Source organism: Veillonella magna (genome assembly GCF_959600285.1).
Classification (GTDB): Bacteria; Bacillota; Negativicutes; order Veillonellales; family Veillonellaceae; genus Veillonella_A; species Veillonella_A magna.
The window spans coordinates 194,851-220,141 of record NZ_CAUGKU010000001.1; the positions used below are offsets into that span (position 1 = coordinate 194,851).

General features: G+C 44.8%; 19 protein-coding genes, 1 tRNA gene and 1 riboswitch. Of the genes, 7 read left to right on the plus strand and 13 right to left on the minus strand.

The features are described 5' to 3' along the window. Nucleotides 1-27 precede the first annotated feature (27 nt). Together Q5873_RS00850 and Q5873_RS00855 are read right to left on the minus strand one after the other, a co-directional pair. Nucleotides 28-1,002, minus strand: coding sequence for a hypothetical protein (locus Q5873_RS00850; RefSeq protein ID WP_303058942.1), 975 nt, complete (start codon nt 1,000-1,002; stop codon nt 28-30). Between the two features lie 455 nt (nt 1,003-1,457). Continuing rightward, a tRNA-Arg gene (locus Q5873_RS00855) sits at nt 1,458-1,532 on the minus strand. Nucleotides 1,533-1,730: 198 nt separating this feature from the next. Between Q5873_RS00855 and Q5873_RS00860 the strand changes: the two genes are divergently transcribed. Beyond that, a complete protein-coding gene (locus Q5873_RS00860; protein WP_303058943.1) occupies nt 1,731-2,411 on the plus strand; it encodes a hypothetical protein in 681 nt (226 codons plus the stop codon). Nucleotides 2,412-2,418: 7 nt separating this feature from the next. Here Q5873_RS00860 and Q5873_RS00865 read toward each other — a convergent pair whose 3' ends face one another. From Q5873_RS00865 to Q5873_RS00875, 3 genes are all read right to left on the minus strand, one after another. Continuing rightward, nucleotides 2,419-2,667, minus strand: a complete 249-nt coding sequence (locus tag Q5873_RS00865) for a hypothetical protein (protein ID WP_303058944.1) — start codon at nt 2,665-2,667, stop codon at nt 2,419-2,421. A 63-nt stretch (nt 2,668-2,730) separates the two neighbouring features. After that, nucleotides 2,731-4,053 (minus strand): YeiH family protein, encoded by a 1,323-nt coding sequence (locus tag Q5873_RS00870; RefSeq protein WP_303058945.1) that lies wholly within the window; start codon nt 4,051-4,053, stop codon nt 2,731-2,733. 174 nt (nt 4,054-4,227) lie between these two features. Further along, nucleotides 4,228-4,337, minus strand: a riboswitch (SAM riboswitch). A gap of 86 nt (nt 4,338-4,423) precedes the next feature. Beyond that, nucleotides 4,424-6,817, minus strand: a complete 2,394-nt coding sequence (locus Q5873_RS00875; protein WP_303058946.1) for a DNA topoisomerase 3 — start codon at nt 6,815-6,817, stop codon at nt 4,424-4,426. Nucleotides 6,818-7,008: 191 nt separating this feature from the next. On the opposite strand from Q5873_RS00875, the gene Q5873_RS00880 reads away from it, so the two are divergent. Then, entirely contained in the window at nt 7,009-8,601 is a 1,593-nt protein-coding gene (locus Q5873_RS00880; protein WP_303058947.1) for a peptide chain release factor 3, read from the plus strand. Nucleotides 8,602-9,141: 540 nt separating this feature from the next. Then, entirely contained in the window at nt 9,142-9,672 is a 531-nt protein-coding gene (locus Q5873_RS00885) for a flavin reductase (RefSeq protein WP_303058948.1), read from the plus strand. A 461-nt stretch (nt 9,673-10,133) separates the two neighbouring features. On the opposite strand, the gene Q5873_RS00890 is transcribed toward Q5873_RS00885, so the two are convergent. The 3 genes from Q5873_RS00890 to ftcD form a co-directional block, all read right to left on the minus strand. Continuing rightward, the gene (locus Q5873_RS00890) at nt 10,134-10,754 is read right to left on the minus strand and encodes a cyclodeaminase/cyclohydrolase family protein (protein ID WP_303058949.1); all 621 of its coding nucleotides are present in this window, start codon (nt 10,752-10,754) and stop codon (nt 10,134-10,136) included. 24 nt (nt 10,755-10,778) lie between these two features. Next, nucleotides 10,779-12,449 carry a formate--tetrahydrofolate ligase gene (locus Q5873_RS00895; RefSeq protein ID WP_303058950.1) on the minus strand — a complete coding sequence of 557 codons (1,671 nt, stop codon included), beginning with the start codon at nt 12,447-12,449 and terminating at the stop codon, nt 10,779-10,781. A 76-nt stretch (nt 12,450-12,525) separates the two neighbouring features. Then, nucleotides 12,526-13,419, minus strand: coding sequence for a glutamate formimidoyltransferase (gene ftcD, locus Q5873_RS00900; protein ID WP_028254530.1), 894 nt, complete (start codon nt 13,417-13,419; stop codon nt 12,526-12,528). Nucleotides 13,420-13,642: 223 nt separating this feature from the next. Here ftcD and Q5873_RS00905 point away from each other — a divergent pair, with 223 nt between their 5' ends. Further along, nucleotides 13,643-14,230 (plus strand): HutD family protein, encoded by a 588-nt coding sequence (locus Q5873_RS00905; protein ID WP_303058951.1) that lies wholly within the window; start codon nt 13,643-13,645, stop codon nt 14,228-14,230. A 364-nt stretch (nt 14,231-14,594) separates the two neighbouring features. On the opposite strand, the gene Q5873_RS00910 is transcribed toward Q5873_RS00905, so the two are convergent. Then, complete coding sequence (locus Q5873_RS00910; protein ID WP_303058952.1) at nt 14,595-14,819, minus strand: sulfurtransferase TusA family protein; 225 nt, start codon at nt 14,817-14,819, stop codon at nt 14,595-14,597. Between the two features lie 124 nt (nt 14,820-14,943). Beyond that, nucleotides 14,944-15,966 (minus strand): YeeE/YedE family protein, encoded by a 1,023-nt coding sequence (locus tag Q5873_RS00915; RefSeq protein WP_303058953.1) that lies wholly within the window; start codon nt 15,964-15,966, stop codon nt 14,944-14,946. A 260-nt stretch (nt 15,967-16,226) separates the two neighbouring features. On the opposite strand from Q5873_RS00915, the gene Q5873_RS00920 reads away from it, so the two are divergent. Then, a complete protein-coding gene (locus tag Q5873_RS00920; RefSeq protein ID WP_051245635.1) occupies nt 16,227-17,114 on the plus strand; it encodes a YitT family protein in 888 nt (295 codons plus the stop codon). Between the two features lie 349 nt (nt 17,115-17,463). Here the strand turns inward: Q5873_RS00920 and Q5873_RS00925 are convergent, their stop codons facing one another. The 3 genes from Q5873_RS00925 to Q5873_RS00935 all read right to left on the minus strand — a co-directional run bounded on the left by Q5873_RS00925 (nt 17,464) and on the right by Q5873_RS00935 (nt 19,534). Beyond that, complete coding sequence (locus Q5873_RS00925) at nt 17,464-17,922, minus strand: type III secretion system chaperone family protein (protein WP_028254534.1); 459 nt, start codon at nt 17,920-17,922, stop codon at nt 17,464-17,466. A 104-nt stretch (nt 17,923-18,026) separates the two neighbouring features. Next, a complete protein-coding gene (locus Q5873_RS00930) occupies nt 18,027-18,602 on the minus strand; it encodes a xanthine phosphoribosyltransferase (protein ID WP_028254535.1) in 576 nt (191 codons plus the stop codon). A 41-nt stretch (nt 18,603-18,643) separates the two neighbouring features. After that, nucleotides 18,644-19,534 carry a LysR family transcriptional regulator gene (locus tag Q5873_RS00935; protein ID WP_308525904.1) on the minus strand — a complete coding sequence of 297 codons (891 nt, stop codon included), beginning with the start codon at nt 19,532-19,534 and terminating at the stop codon, nt 18,644-18,646. A gap of 140 nt (nt 19,535-19,674) precedes the next feature. On the opposite strand from Q5873_RS00935, the gene Q5873_RS00940 reads away from it, so the two are divergent. Both Q5873_RS00940 and Q5873_RS00945 read left to right on the plus strand, forming a co-directional pair. After that, on the plus strand, nt 19,675-23,433 hold the full coding sequence (locus Q5873_RS00940; protein ID WP_303058954.1) for a phosphoribosylformylglycinamidine synthase: 3,759 nt from the start codon (nt 19,675-19,677) through the stop codon (nt 23,431-23,433). A gap of 326 nt (nt 23,434-23,759) precedes the next feature. Beyond that, nucleotides 23,760-24,998, plus strand: a complete 1,239-nt coding sequence (locus Q5873_RS00945; RefSeq protein ID WP_288301258.1) for an FprA family A-type flavoprotein — start codon at nt 23,760-23,762, stop codon at nt 24,996-24,998. Nucleotides 24,999-25,291 lie beyond the last annotated feature (293 nt).

Sequence of the window (25,291 nt, forward strand, 5' to 3'; positions counted from 1 at the left end):
GCAGTGCCTTTTTCCTTGTCACTATTGTTAACCCGCCTCGTCACTGGTAATGAACCACCTCCTACCACGTGGTTTCCAGCTCTTCATCATCTTCTTGCCCACAGACCAACCTACTGCATCGTAGTACGCCATGAACGCTTCCAGATTAATGTGGTAGGCCATGAGCGCTTCCGGATCAATGTGGTAGCCCGTCTCCCAGCAATACGCCTGCACCATCTCCAGCGTTGGCGGAACAAACGGTAACTCTTGGTCATCAATGTTAGACTTCGATGCAGACTTCGGTACAGACTTCGATGCAGACTTCGATGTAGATTTGGATGTTTCTTTCGGTGTAATCGTAGCATTGGATTGTAATTCAATCGTAGACACAGATTTCGATTGCAATGTTACATTCGACATGTCCTCTTCTGCATTTTTTAATGTATTGTCTTGGGGCTCTACAAGGATAGCTTCGCTACCTTTCTTTGTACTTTCTTTAGAGATGTTTAGTCTAGTTTCGTTTAGTTTAAGTATGCGTTCGGGTAGGCGTTCGGGTAGGCGTTCGGCTAGGCGTTCGGGTAGACGTTCAGGTAAAAGTTCGCCTAAGCAATCTTTTTTATCTCCGTTTTTCGGAATACTTTGCCCCTCATTTTGCGAAATACTTTGATCTTCGCTATCACTCATGTCCATAGCAATCGCAGTACTATTGCCTGATAAAAAGCTGGTAACAATCCCTTCCTCTTTCATAGAAATCATTTCATAGACTGTCGCCTTCTTGCCCGGACGTACACAGTATCGAATGCGTCCCGCTTTCTGTAAAGCAAGCCTTGCTCGCTTCACTGATAACTCGCTCAATCGCGTACTTGTCATCAGCATCGACATGGGAACGGAAAATTGTTTTTTCCAAGAACATGTATTGTTATAATGCATCAACACATACCAGAGTAATTGCGCCGATGAAGGTACCTCCGGATGCAATGTAATCCAAACATTAAATGCGTTCATTTCTTCGATGTAATTCATGAGTCGTACCTCCCTAAAACCTATCGGGGAAAGTTACCCCCTCACTTATAACAGGCAAAAACGACCCCTTTTTTAAACATAATTCCCCATACTTTTTTATCATGCTGTCATTTTAATTTTGCATCAAATCTAACAAGCCAGCATACATCTGCATCGAACGCTTCTTTTATCCAAAAATAAAAATTACAAAAAATCTATTTGTACCTCTTCAAGCGATGGATATATACAAGCAAAGTGAATATATACTATCGAACATTTACTCCCATCACCGGCATCAAAACAACTAGAAAGATGTAGCAAAGCCGCGACAAAATATCATAAAAATAAAAAATGGCCTGAAGATCTAAAACATCTCCGAACCACTTCTTATATCCATATAAGACAAAGGAGCTGTAATGAAATATGAGTAAAAACTCAATTTCATTACAGCCCCTTTATCATATTTGTATTCGCTATGGTGCGCCTAGCAGGATTCGAACCTGCGCACCCGGTTCCGGAGACCGGTGCTCTATCCCCTGAGCTATAGGCGCATATCTACCATAGAAGTATACCAAGGAAATAGGTACCCTGTCAAATAAAGGCCATTCATGACCTTTCCCTCTTTTTCTTATCTTACTTGACCACAGGTTCTTAACACTACTTTCATTCTATGCTACACTCAAACTATATTAAGAAGTTAGTAGCTGTTATAAAAAATTGCCAATGATTTATTTGAAAGGGAGAGTATTATGAAATCTATACGCCTATGTTCTACGATTCTCGGAGCTACACTGCTCTTTAGTACATTTTCTGCATCTACTGTCGCTTCCAGCACTACCAGCAATACTATTTCATTAACTACAGAAACCACATCTGCTACAGAGAGTCAAACCACTAATTATACGTACGAAGAAGCCATACATACATTTCATATGATTCCGGCAACACCACTTCCGCCCGTTTCCGAGAGTATACCCGAAGTCAATGAAATCATAGGCAGTGTCATAGATCACAACAATCCTAATGTGTTGTTATTAGACTCCTATGAATCATCCCAGCCCGACAGTTTATCTGCCAATGATATTGTCGCACAATTTAGACTACTTGATAAATCTCTGGTTTCTTCGTTCACCATTAAAAACCAAAAGCCTAACCTTATATATTGTGCCACATTATCTGTAACAGCTATACAATATAAAAATGGTGAAAGATTTCTATCTCCTTCACCATTTTTCTTCCGTTATATTTCCAATAAAGATTATTTTGAATATCTAACGCACGATGATATTGTCACTGCAAGCCCGACAGATCCCATCGCCCTGAACCAAATGACCTGGAGAAAAGCGCCGGTAGGCACTCGCATCGATCAAGCTTTGCGCCTTCTTTTTTCGTTGCGCAAAGATTCCCAACCAAGCCAACCACAGAATTAGTTTTCCTTTACAAAAATCCCCATCGCCGTTGGTATTCTACATTCAATGAAAACTCCGTATCCGTGAACCCTTGTTGTCGTAAACGATCTTTCACATCTTCTCCTTCACCATCATAGATAACAGCATGCCAAGAGCTTTCCGCATCAGCTATAACAAACCGATGTTGCTTGGCAAAGTGACGCAGGCGTTCCCGCACAACCGAAGAAGCGGTAGCTGCCGGTGTTAATGTAATTTTTATAGCAATCAATGAAGTCATATGCGCACCTCCTCATAGTAACCAATACATTCATAGTTCACACGTACGCAGTATCGCAATATATTACAGCTGTAGCCAAAAATTCTGAAAAACTTGTGTCGATAACAGATAGCCTAACGGTACATTGATGGCCACACCGATAGCAAATGCAAACAAGGGTTTATATCCTATCTTCGTTAAGTCGCGAAGACGTGTAGTAAGGCCAATGCTTAAGAACGTTAAAACAAAGAACCAGCCACGTAATTCCTTGAGCGCTGCCAATACGGTTTTACTGTAAGCTGTCCCCGTACTGCTATCAAGTCCGGTTAGTACCAATGAGGTAACAATGGATGCCACAAAAAAGCCAATAATAAATTTGGGAAAGCGTCGCCAAATTTCTTTTTTGTCGATGTGTTCACTGTCTTTTACTTGCTTACGTTCCCACAATGTTACGGAAAGAATGGCCACCAAGAAGGCCCATACGCCGACAAACATATCGCGGCCCACCACCTTCATCAAGGTAAATGCCCGCACCGCAGCTTCATGACCGATTGTCTCAGCCGCTGCAAAGCCGGCAGCATCAGCAAATTCCGACGTACCGATCCAAGCACCGGCTACACCGGGATGAAGCCCCAATGCTTTTGCTGCTGCCGGAAGAGCAAAGATCATAACGACGGCCCATACAATAACTAAGGAAATTGCTACCGATACATGTTCCTGTCGGGCGCGGCATGCACCGCCGATAGCAATGGAGCCGGATACGCCGCATATAGATCCGCCGGCACCAAGGCACGCTGCAAACCGTTTATCCAAGCCAAACAGCTTCGTTGCTGCTAAATAAATACTTCCAAAGGTAACAACCGAAACAATAAGTGCTTGTCCCATAGCGGCCGGACCGGCTTGCAATATAATTGTAAAGGGCAAGGTCGCACCCATGAGTACAATGCCGGTTTTTACATAATACTCGGTGCGCAGTGCATCGCTGAGCCATGCCGGTAATCGCACCAGATTACTGAGAATAAGTCCGACCACAAGTGCTAATAAAGGTCCTTCCAGTTGTGCGGCCTTTATCCAAGTATGAGATGCCAATACCGTAACGACGACCGCCAGTACATATAATGCCGTAAAGCTGCCGATAAAACGCCGGCTGCCAAAGCCAAGATAGTACGCCCCCACCGTAATTACGGCAGCCAATACTATATATAACCGCAGAATGGATGCCCAACCATTTTGTATAATTTGCCCCAGCTGTTCCCAGCTTTGCCATGGCGTTACCTTAAAACGAATCCAGGACGTTATATCTCCCAGTCCGCCGTAAAACAAAAGTGTTAATAGGGCAATGAACCCCAAGCCAATAACAATGGCCCAACTGTCTTCCTTTTTGTGCCAACGATATTTTCTTTCCATATGCAAACCTCTCTTTTTTCTCAATACTACCTTTATGCGGAGTACTACGCGATGACCGGTACGGTCTTTTGGCGGTCCCTCCCCCAAGGGACCATCCCATGTATTACGGTACATTTTTGCTAAGAATATACATAAAGAAAACACCCGCCTTCCTCAGACGGGTGTCTCTCACCTCACTCATCTTTCAGAAAACTCTGCCGGATGTAGCACCGCTTCAATGAATATACTCATCGCCGGTTGCTGTAGCTTCTACGGGCCGTTCCCTCCACTACTCTTGATGAAATCCTATGCAATTTTAATTCCTATAATACATGTAAGAATTCTTGTGCTCTATCTTACACCGAGTCATTACGATTGTCAACTTCTTTTTTCATTTCTTTCCGACATACACGCTAGGCTGACCATCCACATCGGCGCAGCTTGTACGACACTGTTCGGTATTGCTGCAAATCCAACGTTTACGCGTTCCTTCTCCGGCAGCCACAAAATATCCTGTCTTACACCGCGGACATACATAGCCCTTCGCCTTGGCATCGACCAGCTGTGCATCATTCGGTTGCCAATCAAATGTGGTGTTCGCTCCTCCCGTACCGTCATTGTCGCGAGGCATTCCGTCATCACCGACACCTGCCGTATACCGACATTTTGGAAAATCACTGCACCCAAAGAAGGTGCCGAACTTACCTTGTCGCCGTACTAAATGACCTGTACCGCAGCGTGGACAGGGGATATCCGAATGGGGCTGTTCCTCACGATGACTGCCCTGTCTGTCAGTAGTCATCGTATTTCTTTCAATCGTGCGGGTGGTAGTTTCCATGGGCACCCCATAGCCGCCGGGCATAGTCGATCCTGCTACATTGATTCCCTCATTTGCTTTGTTGATAAGCCTCGTTAAAAATTGCACTTGATCGCGCAAAAACGCATCTAATGTCCCCTTGCCATCACTCATATCTGCCAAACGTTCTTCCCATATCGCGGTTTCATCGGGGTACAACATTTCATCCGGTAATGCATCTACCAACATATAGCCCAGCTCTGTCGGCTGCAATACTTTTTTCTTGCCGCTTTCCCGCATGAACTTACGGCTGATAAGCTCACCGATAATAGTGGCCCTCGTTGCTTCCGTACCAATGCCGGATACCGCTTTAAGCTGCTTTTTCAGTTCGTCGTTGCGCACATATTTGTGAATTTCCTTCATCGCTTGTAGCAAAGTGGACGATGTAAAACGTGTAGGCGGTTTCGTCTGTTTCTTATCGATAGCCGTGTTCTCTACCGTTACCGTATCGCCTTTTTTCACACGCGGCAGTTCATGACTTTCACCGTGACCTTCATGAGTATCATCGTCATCACTACGACCGTCACCGGTATCTTGATCGCCGGCAGTCTCTTTTTCTCCCGACTTGGCGGTCTTCTTTGTCGTACGCTGAAAGAGTGCCTTCCATCCCATGTCGAGCACCACATGACCGGACGCCACAAATTCTTCGCCCACTTGCGTAACAGTTATTTTAGTTTGCTCGTATATGTGATCACCGTAGAACTGCGCAATATACGAACGGGCAATGAGGAAATAAATGTTTCGTTCCATCGCCGTCAAACTATCCTTATTTGCTTTTACCGTTGTCGGAATAATCGCATGATGGGCGGTAATTTTTTTATCATTCCATGCCCGCGTCTTAATGGATGGATTGGCTCCCTGCACCCATGCACTGAGCATAGCATCACCGTAAGCGGCCAAATGATGTAAAATAGCCGTGCGGTCTCCATACTGATTTTCCGGTAAATAATCACAATCCGAACGAGGATAGGTAGTGAGTTTCTTTTCGTATAGCTTTTGCGCCGTGTCGAGTACCTGCTGCGGATCATAGCCGTATGCTTTACCGGCTGCCACCTGCAAGGCCGATAACGACAAAGGCAGACGAGGGGCTTCCTTCTTTTTGCTGCGACTGCAGCTACTGATAACACCTGTCGTATCCGCTGCCACCCGTTTGGCTAGTTCCAACGCCACCTCTTGTTTGATGACATGACCATCCGCATCAATGCCGACCTGTTCATCCTTCGGTTTCCAAGTAGCCCAGAACGATCCCTTCGGATGCGCATACAGTACCTTTAACAGGTAATAATCTACAGGCTTAAAATTCTCCAGCTCCCGTTCACGCCGTACAACTAAGGCCAACGTCGGCGTCTTTACACGACCTATGGGAAAGGTTACCTTATTCCCCTTACGTCGCTGCGCCAAAGTATACGCTCTGGATAAATTCATACCGATAAGCCAGTCTGCCCGCGACCGCGCCAAGGCGGATTGCTTCAAATTGAAAAAGTCCTTGTTATCTCGTAAATCACTTAATGCCGCACGCACCGACTTTTCATCCAAGGCATTGAGTAAGATGCGCTGCACCGGCTTCGTATTACCGGTGTATTCTAAAATTTCGTCAATCAATAGTTGCCCTTCCCTGTCCGGGTCACCGGCGTTGACAATGACATCGGCCTTTTTCATCAGCCCCGTAATTATCCGAAACTGTTTGGCACTGCTTTTAGTAACCAAAAGCTTCCACGCCGTCGGCACGATTGGCAAATCTTCGGCACGCCACCGTTGATACCGTTCATCATAATCCCCCGGCTCAGCTTGTTCCAACACATGACCGAAGGCCCACGTCACCACATCATTGCCGTGATCGATAAAGCCGTCGCCACGCTTTGGCGTTCCCCCTAAATATTTACTGATTTCTCTCCCTACACTCGGTTTTTCCGCTATAAACAGTCGCATGACCTCTCCTTTTACCTATATATTTATCTTTTATATTCTACACCATATGTTCTCATTTTGTATATAAAGATGACAAATACCGCATGGGTAGTATATAATCGTAATGCTAGTTTAATTACAAGGAATGATGCGTCGTTACCGAGTAACCGCTCATTTCTATTTCATAGACAACTTTCATGAGGTGACACACAATGACATTTTTAGAAGAAGTGAAGCGTCGTCGTACCTTCGCCATTATCTCGCACCCTGACGCCGGTAAAACGACGTTGACGGAAAAACTGCTCCTATACGGCGGTGCCATCCACTTAGCCGGTTCCGTTAAATCCCGTAAGACACAAAAATATGCTGTGTCCGACTGGATGGAAATCGAAAAGCAACGCGGCATTTCCGTAACCAGTTCCGTTCTGCAATTTGATTATGACGGCTGCCGCGTCAATATTCTTGATACGCCGGGTCATCAGGATTTCTCCGAAGATACCTACCGTACCCTTATGGCTGCCGACAGTGCTGTCATGCTCATCGACGTAGCTAAAGGCGTAGAAGCACAAACGAAAAAACTCTTTGCTGTTTGTAAAGAACGAGGCATTCCTATCTTTACCTTTGTCAACAAAATCGACCACTACGGACGTAATCCGTTTGACTTGATGGAGGATATCGAAAATTCCTTAGGCATTCGGGCGGTACCGATGAATTGGCCGGTAGGCATTAACGGTGAATACCAAGGTATTTATGACCGCGCAACTCACACGGTTGACCTATTCGCCAAAGATGAAACGCATGGTCAAAAAAAATTGGCTTCCACGAAAGAATCTGTAGACGATCCTGCCTTCCGCGAGTTGTTAGGAGAAGAGGTGCATCAATCTCTTATCGATGATATTGAGCTTCTCGATATTGCCGGCGATGCCTTCGACTTTGATCGTGTCCGCGCCGGTGAATTAACGCCAATGTTCTTCGGCTCTGCTATGACTAACTTCGGCGTTAAGCCGTTCCTCGAAAAATTCCTAGAATTGGCTCCGGCTCCGGCAGACCGTAAAGCCTTGGAGGAAACCGTGTCCGCATCCTCTGAAGATTTTTCTGCATTCGTCTTTAAAATCCAGGCTAACATGAATCCGAATCACCATGACCGCATCGTGTTCATGCGCATTTGTTCCGGCAAGTTTGAAAAAGGCATGTCTGTTCTTCATCGTCAGTCCGATAAAACCGTACGCCTGTCACAGCCGCAGCAATTTCTCGCTACGGAACGTACCATTATCGATGAAGCCTATCCGGGGGATATCATCGGCGTCTTTGATCCCGGTACGATGGGTGTAGGCGATACGCTTTGTGCGTCCAATCACAAAGTAACCTTTGGCGACTTTCCTGTATTCCCGCCGGAATTCTTTGCTCGCGTTACTCCAAAGGACACCATGAAGCGCAAACAGTTCTTAAAGGGCATGACGCAGCTCGCCCAAGAAGGGGCCGTACAGATTTTTGAACAGCCTCACGCAATGGACTCCTTCATCGTCGGAGCTGTTGGTATGCTTCAGTTTGAAGTATTGCAGTATCGTCTCAAAAATGAGTACGGTGTTGATTTAGTAATGAACAACTTGCCGTACAGCGTTGCCCGTTGGGTGAAAGGCGATGTGGAAATCAGTAAGCTGAAAGGTCTCGACAGCGCTATGGCCGTTACCGATAACCGCGGCCGAACTGTTATCCTTATCAGTAACGAATGGCAAATGGGTTGGGTTGTGGAACGTAATCCGGACATAACGTTCCTTGAAACTCCACCACTCAACGAAGCGTAGGCATTAGTGATTAGAAAAATATTTTTTATAAAGTAAGACCAACCGTGATAGCTCTTTGAAGCCCGGTCTTACGAAGGGCATTCTTCATAGCTATCACGGTTGGTCTTTTTGCATTCATAACCATAATATTCTTTTTCTGATCGCTAACGTCATTCGCAATTTTGAGTGGATGTCCCTTTCTGCGGGTTAGGACAAGCTGTCAGGTCTTACGAATGACGTGCCTACAATGGAGGTATCCCTCTTTTTCTGTTATGACTTACGCAATCTTGACTGGATGTCCCTTTCTGCGGGTTAGGACAAGCTGTCAGGTCTTGCGAATGACGTGCCCACAATGGAGGTATCCCTCTTTTTTCTGTTATGACTTACGCAATCTTGAGTGGATGTCCCTTTCTACGTCTCAGGGAAAATATAACTATTTAAATCTAATGTATTGATTTATTATAAATGTAACTATACAATATAAAAGTGAGTTACTTTTCTTATATGGTATCTCGTATTGAAAAAAAGAGTTTGTTTGACGTAAAGAGAGGACGGTTTATCATGGTAGATTTCAAAGAAGAGGATTATAAAATTTTCCAGCTATTCGATAACGGCTGGGCTTTGGTTACCGCCGGTTCCATGGATAACTATAATAGTTGCACGTTAAGTTGGGGTGCTTTAGGCTCCATTTGGAACGGTCCCGGTCAAGCCCATCCGGCTGCTACAATTTATGTGCATCCGGCCCGTTATACCAGTGAGTTTTTGAAAAACAACGAGTTCTTTACGTTGAGCTTCTATGCTCCGGAGTATAAAAAAGCACTTGCTTACATGGGATCTCATTCCGGTCGCAACGAAGATAAAACTAAAGGAGCCGGGTTAACTCCTATCGCTTTTGGTAACGGTGTTACTTACGAAGAAGCAAAGGTCACTTTCCTATGTCGCAAGCTGTACATGCATCAATTCAGTCGTGAAGACTTAGCCAAGGATATCCAAGACTACTATGCAGCTGCACCCCAAACTTACCCAGACTTCAACGGTGGTTGGCAACCACATTATCAAATTATTGGTGACATAATCGACATCAAGCGCTAATACAGTAAAAATAAATCCTATGTATAATAAAGCCCATATATCTTAGCAGACCGATTAGTAAAATAACCTGCTTCGATATATGGGCTTTTGTCCTAACGACTGGGCTTAAAAACGTCGTATGCAAAAAAGCCGACTATCTATGTCACTCCCTCTTTAATGACCTGACTAGCAAAAGTCGAGGATATAAAAAGACCTCCCTTGATAGCCTTTCTCTTTCCTTCTGACGACCGGGCTTAAAAACGTCGTATGCAAAAAAAGCCGGCTATCTATGTCACTCCCTCTTTAATGACCTGACTTCTCAAAGTCGAGGATATAAAAAGACCTCCCTTGATAGCCTTTCTCTTTCCTTCTGACGACCGGGCTTAAAAACGTCGTATGCAAAAAAAGCCGGCTATCTATGTCGTAAGCATGTCATTCGTAAGACCTGACTGCTGAGACATGGATAGCCGGCTTTATATATTTTACAATACGACTTTTGAAAGCAAGGTCGTTTCCTTTGCATTCACTTCGCTTTCGATGGCTTCCATCTTAGCATTAAGCTCAGCTACAAAGGCTTCATCCTTAATGGATCCCAAATTAATTTTTACATTAAGGAACGCACCTTTTACGGCGACCCGCGCATTCATTGCAGCCACGGCACCATCGGTTACCGCATTTTGATTGCCTTTAGTAATGACTTCCTCTGCTAAGGCAAACAATTCATTTGCCGCCTCACCTACATGGAACGGCACAAGTGCCGCTTCCTTGGTTGCCGTTTGAATAGCTTCGGAACGAACCGCCTTTTCTTCATCCGTTCCCTTCGGCAATTTAAAAGCTGCCATAATCTTATTAAAAGCATTACTGTCTTCGTCAATAAAATTAACGAACTTTGTTTTTAATTCGCTTGCCTCTGCCTGTACAGCTTTCATATCGGCTTCCACCGCAGCATACTTTTCTTTCCCGATAGTAAGAGATGCTACCATTTCTACTAATGCTGCTGCCGATGCCGCATTAAGTGCCGCAATACTACCGCCGCCCGGAGCCGGTGAACTGGAACCGGTTTCGTTAATAAATGCTTCTACGGATAATCCTTTTAATTCCATGAATATTCTCCCATTGTTTATATATTAGAAAAGTCCGGTAATCTTGCCATCTTCAGTTACATCCATAGCCAAAGCCGCCGGCTTCTTTGGTAACCCCGGCATAACCATAATATTACTGGTTTGGCAAACGATAAAACCTGCCCCATTAGCTACGCGCACATCCTGTACGGTAATGGTAAAATCCTTTGGTGCCCCCAATAAAGTAGGATCATCGCTTAAGGAATACTGTGTTTTAGCCATACAAACAGGCAGTTTATCTAAGCCCCATGTTTCCAACTGTTGAATTTGCTTCTTTGCATTTGGCGTAAATTCAACACCATTACCACCGTAAATACGTTGTACTACTTTTTCGATTTTTGTCGGAATGGGCTCATTAACATCGTACATCATAACCGGTTTAATATCCGTACCCTCTACCATAGCTGCCACCTGTTTAGCCATGTCGATACCGCCGGCACCGCCTTTTTCCCAGCATTCGTTGAGGGTAACGTCTACGCCATAGCTGTCACATTTTTGAAGTAGCATATCGATTTCTGCCGGTGTATCCGTAGCAAATTTATTGATAGCTACCAAAACCGGTAACCCAAAAGCACGCATATTTTCTACCTGTTTTGCTAAGTTTACAAAGCCTTCGCCAACAGCTTTCGGATTTTCAATACCGAGGTCCTTCTTTGCTACGCCACCATGCATCTTCAATGCCCGAATCGTAGCAACCAAAACGACCGCATCCGGATAAATATCACCGTAATGACATTTAATATCCAGGAATTTTTCAGCCCCTAAATCCGCACCGAAGCCGGCTTCCGTAATAACAATATCGCCTAACTTCAAGGCTAATTTAGTCGCCAAAATAGAGTTACAACCATGAGCAATATTGGCAAACGGACCACCATGGACGATGGCCGGCGTATGTTCCAAGGTCTGCACCAAATTAGGTTTGATAGCATCCTTCATGAGCATTGCCATCGCCCCTTCACAACCCAGTTGATGTACATAGACAGGATCACCATCAAGATTGCAACCAATAACAATGTTACCGAAGCGGCGCTTCAAATCTTCCAAGCTCGTCGCCAAGCAAAGGATAGCCATAATTTCCGAGGCAACGGTAATCATAAAACCGTCTTCTCTGGGGAAACCACATACCTTACCGCCTAATCCCACCGTTACATGACGAAGCGCCCGATCATTCATATCCATTACACGACGCCAAGAAACTTGACGCACATCGATACGCAATTCATTACCCTGGTGTACATGATTATCTATCATGGCTGCCAATAAATTATTAGCCGCTGTAATTGCATGCATATCACCGGTAAAATGAAGGTTAATATCTTCCATTGGTACTACTTGAGCATAGCCACCGCCGGCAGCGCCTCCTTTAATACCGAACACCGGTCCCAGCGATGGTTCGCGTAAAGCGATAATTGCGTTCTTACCTATTTTATTCAGCGCCTGACCGAGACCAATGCTAGTCGTCGATTTACCTTCGCCGGCCGGTGTAGGCGTAATAGCCGTTACCAACACCAATTTACCATCCGGTCGATCCTTAAGACGATTAAAAATATCCAAGGATACTTTTGCCTTATAATGACCGTACTGTTCCAGCTCTTCCGGTTTAATTCCGCAGTTGTCGGCAATGGTTGTTATCGGCTCCATTACGTTCTGTTGCGCAATTTCAATATCGCTTAACATGCGAGCACCTCCCATAATCTTCTCAATCTGAGTATTTACTGTCACATATACAACATTGTATTACTAATTAACACGATTAATCAAGTAGCTGTTTTTCTAAAATCTGATTAATATCAAAGTTTTCAATCTGTAGGTAATACTCAGCTGCCATCAATAGGGATTTCATCGGTACGGTGCCGATAATTTCACTGCCCACTACGCTGACGCCATAACGACGAGCTTCCATCTTAATCATTTCAAAGGCTTGGTATACAGCGGATTTTTCATAATTAACAAGGTTCATTGATACCTGTACTTGGTTGCGTTCTTCCAGCATAACTCCCATGGCTTTCACATAGCGCAAGCCGCCGCCGATGTGACGCACCTTCTTAGCAATGGCATCGGCAATCGATAGGTCGCTGGTGTTAAGATTTACATTAAATGCAACCAATGCAGCGCGCGCCCCCACAGCGGAGCAGCCGGATTTTTCATTCATTTCTGCCGGTCCATAGTCCGGTACCCATTCGGGATCCTTAATTTTTTCAAAGAAGCCTTCATACTGGCCTTTACGTACGGAAGCTAAGTTACGGCGAGCTTCTTTCGTGCAAGCATCTTCATACAAGTATACGGGAATGCCCATATCACCATACGCTTTACCTACCGTATTGGCAATAGCCACACATTCTTCCATGGTCACTTCGGATACCGGTGTAAACGGTACAACGTCAACGGCACCAAAACGCGGATGGGCCCCTTCATGAGTGCGCATGTCGATGAGTTCAATAGCTACCTTGGCCATGTTAATAGCTGCTTCCGTAACAGCTTCCGGCGAACCAATAATAGTCACTACCGAACGGTTATGGTCAGCATCGCTGGAATAATCCAAAATACGAAGATTTTTAATTTTGCGTGCTTCGTCAACGATTTTTTCCACCTTAGCCTTGTCGCGGCCTTCACTGAAATTCGGGACAAATTCAACTAGCTTTGCCATAATACTACATCCTCCAGTCTTTTATACAGGTTCAAATGATTCTTCATACCGTATATCATACCGTATGTTCTTTGTTACGTCTAATGTTACATCAAATATCGACTAAAAAACGTCTATCACAATTTTGAATATTGATTTAATTTTTTGACCCATTTCAGACGTACGGGTTTTATAGTGTAGTCAGCGAGATAAGTTTGCTGATAATTATATTCGGGAGGGCTTCATGGAAATTACTGTCATTCCCCGTCAACGGGCGTTTTCCTCAACTTGGTCCGGTGGCACTACCACCGAGTTCTTTATCTCTCCTCACCAAAGCTCTTATCAAAAAAGAGACTTTGACATACGGATAAGCTCGGCTACAGTAGACCTTAATGAATCAGAATTTACCGTACTTTCCGGATATGATCGCATAATTACTCCGCTAACCAATCAATTGTACCTTTCCTTTCAAGAGACAGCGGACACCTATCACCTACAGCCATTGGATTTGGCTTTCTTTGATGGGGCTCACCATACGCATTGCGTGGGACGGGCCACCGACTTTAATGTGATGGTCCGCAAAGGCTTGAAGGCAGCGGCAGATGTCCTCACAACATCTACCTATCTCAAACCTGCAGCACATAGCTTTATCTATGTGCCAAGCCTTCAGCCTTCCCCTCTGCGGGGATCGTATTTGGAGCACGAACGACTACAAGGTGACACACTATATCATTTCACGCGGCAAAGTTCTCCGGCCTATCTCCATTTGGAAGAGTCGGGCTTGCGTATGCTCTATGTCACAGTAGACAACGGCTCCGTTTCACTTCGGTAAAATTGCCGCAACGTTATAACCACACGCGTTGTTGTGCATTTTTATATATCGTATAGACTACCACTCTATACATACTCCATCTTCTTTACAAACAAAAGACCTCGGGCCTCCACGCTCGAGGTCTTTTGTTGTATCTATATGTTCTACACTTTAGTACTTAATTTTTCCCACTTTTCTATTTTTTCTATAAAGAAAAATAGCATCCCTGCTCCTAAAAGCGCTGCGCATATATTAAAATCACAAAAAACAGTAGCCTATCAATCTGAGGAATACTCTTCACAAAACCACGATCTCTCAGTTGATAGGCTATCTTTTTATAACTATGTACCAAAATATTTACGCGCTGTTTTATCTACACATGCTTTTATTTTTTCACAACAATTTTCCATCCTGTCTTCAGCTTTTCAAAACTGACTACATCATGCCCGTGCTCCTGACAATAGTTTGGTAAATTCACCGTAGCTTCGGGACAAGTGAATTCTACTTCTACAATATCTCCCGCCTGTAGCGGTTCCAATGCCTCTTTCATTTTCATTAACGGAATGGGACAATCCAAGCCTTTTGTATCAATTGTAATCACTTGAGCCATTGTTATAACCTCCTTGTTATACACCTATTTCATTACTTATTTGTGTCAGTTGTTTGTATTGCTTGTTATCTCAAATTTTTATTTACTGCATATGCTTACATGTAACATCACCGCTGTCAAATCACTAAACCTTGTCACGATTACGCATCAAATACAACCTTGTAGCCGTCCAAACACCAAGATATATGAATATCAACGAGTACCAAGCTTTCATTGAAAATTGCGATGTACCAACCATAACATTCCCCACAAAACAGCCCGATGCCCATACAGCACCTATGCCCATCAATATACTACCGATAACGGTTAATAGTACAGGCTTTGCTTTGGGACGCACAATAGCAAATTCACCACCTAGTATCGTTGTAGCAAAGGATCCTAAAATAATGCCCACTACAAAGGTCGATGCCCATCCGATACTTTTACCAAATCCCACAAACTGCAACCAGCTGATAAGCGGTGTTGTAATACCGAAACCACCGTTACGACCGGCCAAATTAGAAAAATAAAAACCTAATGCCATAATAATTCCGATTAAAACAACGGTAATCTCCTTAGGCCATACCTTTTCAAAGAGTATATGTCGCAACCCCGTATACCGACCGGGAATAGTAAAGCGAAGTCGAGTGTGCCGGTACACTCTGTGCAAACCAATATAAAGCAGAAACATTGCCACCGCAGCTAAGAGTATTGGAGAAATAGGTAACTGTGTAACTACGGTATCCGGTACAACAGCAATCGTGTTAAGCTGTCCCGTAATTGATTTAAGTGCTCCCACTTTAACAATATAAGCGCTAACGGTAAACACTGCTACCGACAACCAGCCAATCAATCGGCCATCGCCGCACTTTATCAGTGAGGAAGCGATACAACCATTGCAAAGCACCGCACCGATACCAAACATCAGACTCCCCAAAGCAATTCGAAATAGCGAAAATGGTGCCAATGCCGGTACCGGTACTGCTTCATTGCCTACTAGTAAGAAATACAAAAACGCTTCTGTAAAAATGATAGCCGGAATATAGATAAAATTATACGTCCGTCCTTCCATCACAATATCGCGTGTAATTCCTGTAGCACAAAATCGACTGCGTTTTAAGAAGTATCCGAACAATACACCAAACAACAATCCCGATAATAAATGCATCCTATCTCCTCCTACCTATGCTTAATTGTTTATTAGCTTGTATTATCATAATAACCGATACTCCAAGTAATCACAATTTTGAAATTCAAATAAGAGCTTAGCATTTATTATACTTTCCTATAAATCACACAACCTTACCGATTACGCAAAAAAGTGTATCTACGCTGACAAAATATAAATACGCTCTTCATATATCTTTTGTTATCCATCCGTGATATGATAGTACGTAAGCGTAACCATTGTTAGAAAGGATGTATATCATGAATACGTTAACTCGCACCACAGTGAAGGATTTTCTGATTCCTTATGTGGCCACTTTTGTCGGTTGTTTACTGGTTGCTATTGCAGTAAACGCCTTTTTTGTTCCATTCCAACTCTTAAGCAGTGGCATCAGTGGGGTAGCTATTATCATTTATTATATTTTCAATATGCCTATCGGCATGGCTATCTTTCTTCTCAATATCCCAATCATGATTGCTTGCTACAAATTTATGGGACGTAGCTATACCATCGTAAGTATCGTCGGCACCGGCATCTTATCCGTACTCGTTGATGCCACCGCCTTTTTATCCGAGTGGCATCTCATCCATGATGCCATGACTTCCTGTATTACCGGCGGTTTACTTTCCGGTATTGGCTTTGGAATTATTTACAAGTACGATGGCAACAGCGGCGGTCTCGACGTGGTAGGGGCTATTGTCAAAAAATTCTATTCCTTAGAAATGGGAACGGCCGTCATGATTATCAACACGGTTATCCTTTTCTGGGCAGCCTATTTATTCTCCCTGGAAAAAGCCATTCTTACCTTTGTGTCCATTTATATTACTGCTGTCATTACCAATAAAGTAGTCTTAGGTATGAAACAACGTAAAGCTATCATTATCATTTCCAGTAAGCCGGAAAAAATTGCACAGCTCCTCATTCACTATGTCGGACGCGGCGTTACCTTCTTTCACGGCGAAGGCGCATATACCAGTCAGGAAAAGCAAGTCATCTACAGCGTAATTAAGTTAACCGAAGTAGCCAAGGTAAAGGCAATCATCAACCGTGTAGATCCTCAGGCCTTTATGACAATCAGCGATGCGTCGGAAGTAGTGGGACAAGGCTTCACCCTTCCTTTAGCACCACCGCCGACAAAACATATCTAAAAAATCTACGCATACTACTTGATAAATTATATTTGAATCACACAGACTACTGTGCATCTACATCATATGTATCTAGCTTTTGTATGTCAGCATGTACTACATGTGAACTAACTATCCAATGAATCAAATTATAATAAAAAAGATAGGTCACGAAATTATTTTCATGACCTATCTTTTTTATTATTGGGAGCTATAGCCGCTGATGAAGCTATACTCCTAGCCATAGTTCGATTAGTAACTATGCTTCACTACTATTTATGATTCATTGTATCACGGTACAACCACACGCTATATTACGATAGAATCGCACATTATATAATAATGCAATCTCAGTATCGCTATGTGCTACTTAATTAACAGTACCTTCTTCTTCCTTGCGGCCCCATACTTTTTCCATCAACTGAGGATAATATTCTTCCACATGCGGCAACAAAATCTGGCCGATTAAGTACAATACCAATTCCGGATTGAACTCTTCCACCAAGGACGGGATACTGATATCCATGTATACGCCACCGTCTTCGGCAATATAATATTTAAAGATTTTAAATTTGCCATTCAACTCGCTAAGATATTCAGCAACTTGACCGCGGCGTTCAGCCGGTACGGCAGCGGACACAGCAATCATCCGTGCCATGGTGAATACCGTATCGTCCAATACGATAAAGAGAGGGAAACGCTGCGAAGCTGCTTCCAGGAAACCTCGATACACAACGGAATTAAATTCATCCGTCATTTCCTCTTTAGTGAACCACTGTAAATTACGTTCTTCCAAAAAGGCATCAAATTTTTTTGCTTTCTCGTTCATTATACACACCTTACCTCTCCACCGACATTGTCGGCTACAGATATAACACACCACACGGCATTGTCATATCTACCCTATTACACATGCACAACGTAGTGCAAGTACTAGTCTTCCATAAATACGCAATGGTTATCTTCGAATGCCTTAATGCGCACTAAGGACTGTACGTTATAACCGGCGCGTTCCAACCGTTCACGACCGGGCTGGAAAGATTTTTCAATAACGATAGCAATCCCTTCTACCGTATCGCCGGCACTTTCTACCAGTTTAGCCAATCCCATCGCTGCTTCACCACTGGCCAAGAAATCGTCGATAATTAAGACTTTTTCGCCGGCCGGCAAGAACCGTTTGGAAATGGTCACATCATAATTTTCTTCCTTTGTATAGGAATATACTACGGAATGATACACATCATCCGTCATAAGAATTGATTTTTTCTTGCGAGCAAATACAAGGGGCACATCCATTTCAATAGCTGCCTGCAAGGCAATGGCAATCCCTGATGCTTCGATAGTTACAATGCGTTCTATGCCGGCATCCTTAAAACGAGCGGCAATTTCCTTACCGATAGCAACAAACAGCTTAGGATCAATTTGATGATTTAAAAAGCTATCTACTTTCAATACGCGATTGTTGAGTACAATCCCTTCTTCGTTGATTCGCTGCTTTAATATATCCATGTTGCTTATAACCTCCCTATGCTTGTCTTATTAATGTATCACTATTTTACCAAGAGGTCAATAAATTTCGACGCTGCCCGTGAAATCGGAGTCAAACGCGAACGAACCAAGACGGTCTTTCTCTCCGGTACTACAATATTTGTTTTAATTTCTACGACCTTGCCTTCCTTCAAGCGATTCTTGAGAAGCATATCCGGTACTAAAGAAATTCCCATGTTGATTTCCACCAAATCCAGCAATACATCAAGGCTTCCCAATTCGAAGGCCGGCTTTTTACAACGATGATTCGTAATTTCATCGAAGAAGGTGCGACTGGCTGCGCCCTGCGATAAAAGAAGCAGTGGTTCCTGTAATAAACGTTCTTCGTCAAATTCGCCCGCATTGGCATACGCCGGACCGCCTACAAAGACATCGCGCATCGGTGCCAGCTCAATAACCTCTAACTGCGGATCCGCCATCAATTCGTCATAGTTATTAACTACTGCTAATTGTGCTTCGCGATCCAACACCATTTGCACGCACTGCGGCGACGGACGATTTGTAATCTGCAACCCCGTTTCCTTTTCTTGCTCCTGCCATTCTTTGAAATACGGCAACAAGAAGTGACGGCATAATGTATCCGTAGCAGCCAGCTTCAGGCTTTCCTGTTCATGCGTAACCCGTTCCTGTAGCTGTGTGACACCATTGTCTAAAATAGAAAACGCTTTTGCTACAGTATCAAATAATTCCTTCCCTTCCGGTGTAAAAGCAACCGACTTGGTGGTACGCTCAAATAATGTAATTTTTAATTCCTTTTCCAGCTGCTTAATGCTCTGACTGATCGCCGACTGCGATACGCCGATGTCCTTAGCGGCCTTAGAAAATGACAAGTGGAGACCCACTCCAAAAAATGTGCGGTATAAATCTGTAGATATGCTCATTTTGATTACCATTCCTTAATTATTATATTTTAAGATTATCTTTACTTATAAGTCTAAACCGTATATACTAATATTGTCAATACACCTACTTAAATTTTATTTAAAATGCTAATAGGTTTATTCTTGTGTTGCTCTCATACGAGGAGGTCATCATGTCAATTTACCGTCTTTATGTCCGTAAACGTTCCGCCTTTGCCCAGGAAGCGGCTCGTGTGCTTCGTACCATTCAAACCGAGCTAGCCGTTCCGGCTACGGCTGTTACAATTTATGAACGCTATGATATCGAAGGCATTTCGCCGGACGCACTGGCTAATGCACAGCGCCTTATTTTCTCCGAACCACCGGTAGATGAAGTCTTCACCGAGCTTCCGGAAGAAGCATCCACACATTTGCTCATCACCGAGTATGTGCCCGGTCAATACGATCAGCGTGCCGATTCTGCCGAACAATGTCTGGCCATGTTGACACTCGAAGCCGGTGCCACTGTTCGCGTAGCACGTGTCTATGCTATTCAAGGCACTATCAGCGATGCTGATTTTGATGCTATTAAATCATATTATATAAATCCGGTGGATTCTCGCGAAGGTACTAAAGAATTACCGCCATCCTTACAACTGGCCATAGAACCGGCAAAACCGGTAGCCCGTCTTACCGGTTTTTGTGCCGCTGATACCGCCGGACTGCAAAGCTACATTGATGACTTAGGACTTGCTATGACCTTGGCCGACTTGCAGTTGATTCAAAGCTACTTTGCCAACGAAGAGCATCGCGAACCAAGCTTAACGGAAATCCGCGTATTGGATACCTATTGGTCCGATCACTGCCGTCATACCACTTTTATGACGGAACTGACGGATATCACCATTGAAGACGCTCCGCTGACAGATCCCATTAAAGCGGCCCTTGCCGAATACACCGACGGTCGTACCGCCATATACCAATCGCGCCACAAAGCACGAACGCTAATGGATATGGCAACTCTTGCCGTCAAAGAACTTCGCGCCCAAGGCGGTCTTACCAATCTTGATGCATCCGACGAAATCAATGCCTGCACTATTATCGTACCGGTCACTGTTGACGATCACGAAGAGGAATGGCTGTTGCTCTTTAAAAACGAAACCCACAATCATCCGACGGAAATCGAACCGTATGGCGGTGCCGCTACCTGTCTCGGCGGTTGTATTCGCGATCCTTTGAGCGGTCGTGCCTATGTATACCAAGCGATGCGCGTTACCGGCTCCGGCGATCCGCGCACACCGCTTGCGGCTACGCCGGCCGGCAAATTACCACAGTATAAAATTACCACCGGCGCTGCCAAAGGCTATAGCTCTTACGGCAACCAAATCGGTCTCGCTACCGGTGAAGTGCGTGAATACTATCATCCCGGTTATGTAGCCAAGCGCATGGAAATCGGTGCCGTTGTCGGTGCCGCTCCTCGTCATGCCGTGCGCCGCGAAGCACCGCAGCCCGGTGATATCGTCGTTCTCTTAGGCGGTCAAACCGGGCGTGACGGCTGCGGTGGTGCTACCGGCTCCTCCAAAGCCCATGACGCAACCTCCCTCAGCACGTGCGGAGCGGAAGTTCAAAAAGGTAACCCCTTAACGGAGCGCAAGACTCAACGCTTATTCCGTCGACCGGAAGTAACGACCCTCATCAAACGTTGCAACGACTTCGGTGCCGGCGGTGTATCCGTAGCCATCGGCGAACTCACTGACGGTCTTCGCATCAATCTTGATGCCGTACCTAAAAAATATGAAGGCTTGGACGGCACGGAGCTTGCCATCTCCGAATCGCAAGAACGCATGGCTTGCGTCATTGAAGCCGCTTCATGGAGCACCTTTAAGTCCTACTGCGACGAAGAAAACGTTGACGCTACTATCGTTGCCGATGTAACCGATCACAATCGCCTCACCATGACATGGCAAGGGGATACCATCGTAGATATTAGCCGCGACTTTTTAAATACCAATGGTGCCAGCCAAAAGCAATCGGCTCACATTACAGCTCCTTCCGGTTCCTTCTTTGCTGACCCTACCGGTGTGCATGGCAATGTCGATGAATTAGGCACTGCCTGGAAAACAACCATGGCCGACCTTTCCATCGCCTCGCAACAAGGATTGAGCGAATGCTTCGATAGCACCATCGGCGCCGGCACAGTGCTTATGCCATTCAGCGGTCTTTATCAAAAGACACCGGTACAGGGTATGGCTGCCAAGTTACCGGTACTAAACGGAGAAACTACGACGGCCAGCCTTATGACTCACGGCTTCCAACCGTACCTGTCCGCCTGGAGTCCTTTCCACGGAGCGCAGTACGCCATTCTCTTATCTGTGGCCAAACTCGTTGCCTTAGGTGGCAAACGTGAAACGGCTTACCTTACCTTACAAGAATATTTTGAACGCCTTGGTGCTGACAAAACCGCATGGGGCAAACCAACAGCGGCGTTACTCGGTGCCTACCAAGCTCAAAAGGAATTAGGTATTGGCGCCATCGGCGGCAAGGACTCCATGTCCGGTACCTTTATGGACTTAACCGTACCGCCTACCTTAGTATCCTTTGCGGTAACGACGGCTCACGTAGACGATATTCTCACACCTGATTTAAAAGAGGCCGGTCATGCTCTTGTTATGCTGCGAGTACCCCGCCAAGCCGATGAAACCCCGGACTGGGATGTATTTAAAGCCCATTGTGATACGATTGCTCGCCTCAACGCCGACCGCCGCATCAGCGCTGCCTATGTCATCGAAGATGGCGGTATCGCTGCTGCCACAGCCAAAATGGCCTTCGGTAATCGCCGCGGTGTATCTTTTGATCCGTCCCTTAGCCCAAGCGATCTCTTCGCACCGCACTACGGTTCTTGGCTGCTTGAAGTCAATGTGCCTACTGCCGATGAACTAACAGAAGACGCTCACACCATTCGCATCGGTACCGTTACCTATGCCGCTGCTATGACCCTGGGCAACGAAACCGTCTCGCTTGACGAACTGGAACGCGCCTATGACGCTACTTTAGATCCTATTTTCCCGCAACATGCGCCGTCCGGTCAGGGTGAAGCCGTTGCCTATATTTATGATCGTCGACCGCAGCCGCGCAGCACCGCTCTCGGTGCCTCACCACGCATTGTAATACCGGTCTTCCCTGGTACAAACTGCGAATTTGACTCCGCTCGTGCCTTTGAACGAGCCGGTGGGATTGCCGATATTGTAGTCATTCGCAATCGTACCGCACAACAGTTAGCCGACTCCATTCAAGTAATGAAGGAAAAAATCGACAACGCCCAAATTCTCTTCTTCCCGGGTGGCTTCAGTGCCGGCGATGAACCGGACGGTTCCGGTAAATTCATGGCTACCCTTTTCCGCAATCCATATCTGACGGAAGCATTGGAAAATTTATTATATAAACGTGACGGTTTGGCTCTCGGCATTTGCAACGGCTTCCAAGCACTCATTAAGCTCGGCCTTTTGCCATACGGCCATGTAGCTCCACTTACCGCCGACAGTCCTACGCTAACCTATAACACTATCGGCCGCCATCTATCCGGTATGGTTCGCACTAAGGTTATCTCCACGCATTCCCCATGGATGTGTGAAGCCAAAGCCGGCGATATTTACACCGTGCCGATTTCTCACGGTGAAGGTCGATTTATTGCTTCACCGGCACAGGTAGTAGAGTTTAATCGCACCGGTCAAATTGCTACGCAGTACGTAGACATGGAAGGTATTGCTTCTTATGATGCACGCTTTAATCCTAATCAATCCGTGGCTGCCATCGAAGGTCTTTTCAGTCCCGATGGTCGTGTCTTCGGCAAAATGGCTCATGTAGAACGCGTTGGCTACGGCGTAGCTAAAAATATCCCCGGTGAAAAGGTAATGCCTATCTTTACCTCCGGCGTCAATTACTTCAAAGCCTAATTACTTCAAAGGCTAAATACTTCAAAAGTTAATTACTTCTGAAGTTAACGCTCTGCATATAAGCATGTGTGTAGACACCTATATGCTCTCTATGCAGCACAACCACAGCGATGCAAAACACGGTTTCCCTATCGGTAACCGTGTTTTCTTCTGATTGCCTCTAATGCATGAAGGTTACGCATAATTTATATACTACTTAATAAGAAAATTATGAGATTTGTTGCCGTAAATATTGATTATCCCGAAAAATACGGGTATCATAGTGGATAGCGAATAATTTTAGGGGCATAACAAGCTCTTCTTATTCTCATGAAAGGATGTATACCATGCATTGCGCACAAAAATTGACAGATAATATCTATTGGATCGGCAGTAACGATTGGGACACCGAACGTTTTGAAAATTTATTTCCCATTCCCTTAGGCGTTAGCTATAACTCCTATTTTATCGACGATGAAAAAACTTGTATCGTCGATTCCGTTGACGACAGCATTCGTCAAGAATTCTTTGACAATGTAGAACATTTACTGAACGGTCGTCAGTTGGACTACCTTATCGTAAACCACATGGAACCGGACCATTGCTCCACCTTGGTGGAACTCATCGACCGCTACCCGAACGTAAAAATGGTAGGTAACCGTACTACCTTCCGCCTGTTTGAACAGTTCTACGGTCGTCCGTGCCCGGATAACTACTATGAAGTAAAAGAAGGCTCCACCATCGAGCTCGGCAAACACACCTTGCATTCCTACACAATGCCGATGGTACATTGGCCGGAAGTAACCTGTACCTTTGAATCCACTACAGGTATTCTTTTCTCCGCCGATGCCTTCGGTACTTTCGGTACGATTAACGGCAACATCTTTGCGGATCAGCTTGATTTTGAACGCGTATACGAAGACGAAGCACGTCGCTACTACACCAATATCGTAGGTAAATACGGTGTTCAGGTACAAAACGCGATAAAAAAAGCGTTGCCGTTGGGCATTAAAATGATTGCTCCGCTTCACGGCCCGATTTGGCGTACACCGGAAAGCATCAACTACATGATTCAAAAATACATGCACTGGAGCACGTACTCCGCCGAAAAGAAAGGCGTTGTTATCGCTTTTGGTTCCATGTACGGCAACACCGCCGAAATGGCACAGCAGCTTGCCAAGCTATTATCCTTACGCGGCATTACGGACATTAAAATTTATGACGTATCCAAAACCAACGCATCCTACATCATTGCCGATGCTTGGAAATACAGTCATCTCGTTTGTATGGCACCGACCTATAACCTCGCTCTGTACTTGACCATGGAAAACCTTCTTTATGAATTGAAGGCATTGAACTTCCACAATCATAAGGTATCCATCGTCGGTAATCACTCTTGGGCCTCCGCAGCCATGAAGCGCATGGTAGATTACTTCACCAACGAATTCAAGGATATGGAAATTGTCGGTACACCGCTCGACATCCGCGGTGCTCTTCATCCGTCACAGCGTCCGCTGTTTGAAAAATTAGCTGACGACATCGTTGCCTCCATTAACGCTACGGAAATTAAAACATTCAGCCTCTAAGAGTTTTCTCTCGGCTGGTTACAAAGAATTTTCTTTTGACTGATTGGCAAACAAAAAAATATAAATCGTTCACCTTACACACATTACAGGCGACTACAAACCTGTACCGGTAATGCGTGACACCATAAAAGAGGCTACTTTTCAATAAGGTAGCCTCTTTTTTTATTGAATTTTTTCACCATCCACTTTACTTCATTAGGGATGCATGACAAATTTATATAACTCATGTCTTTTCTAACGAGAATAACGTGATACAATAAAGAGTACCTATTTACAGGTACTTATTCCATTGC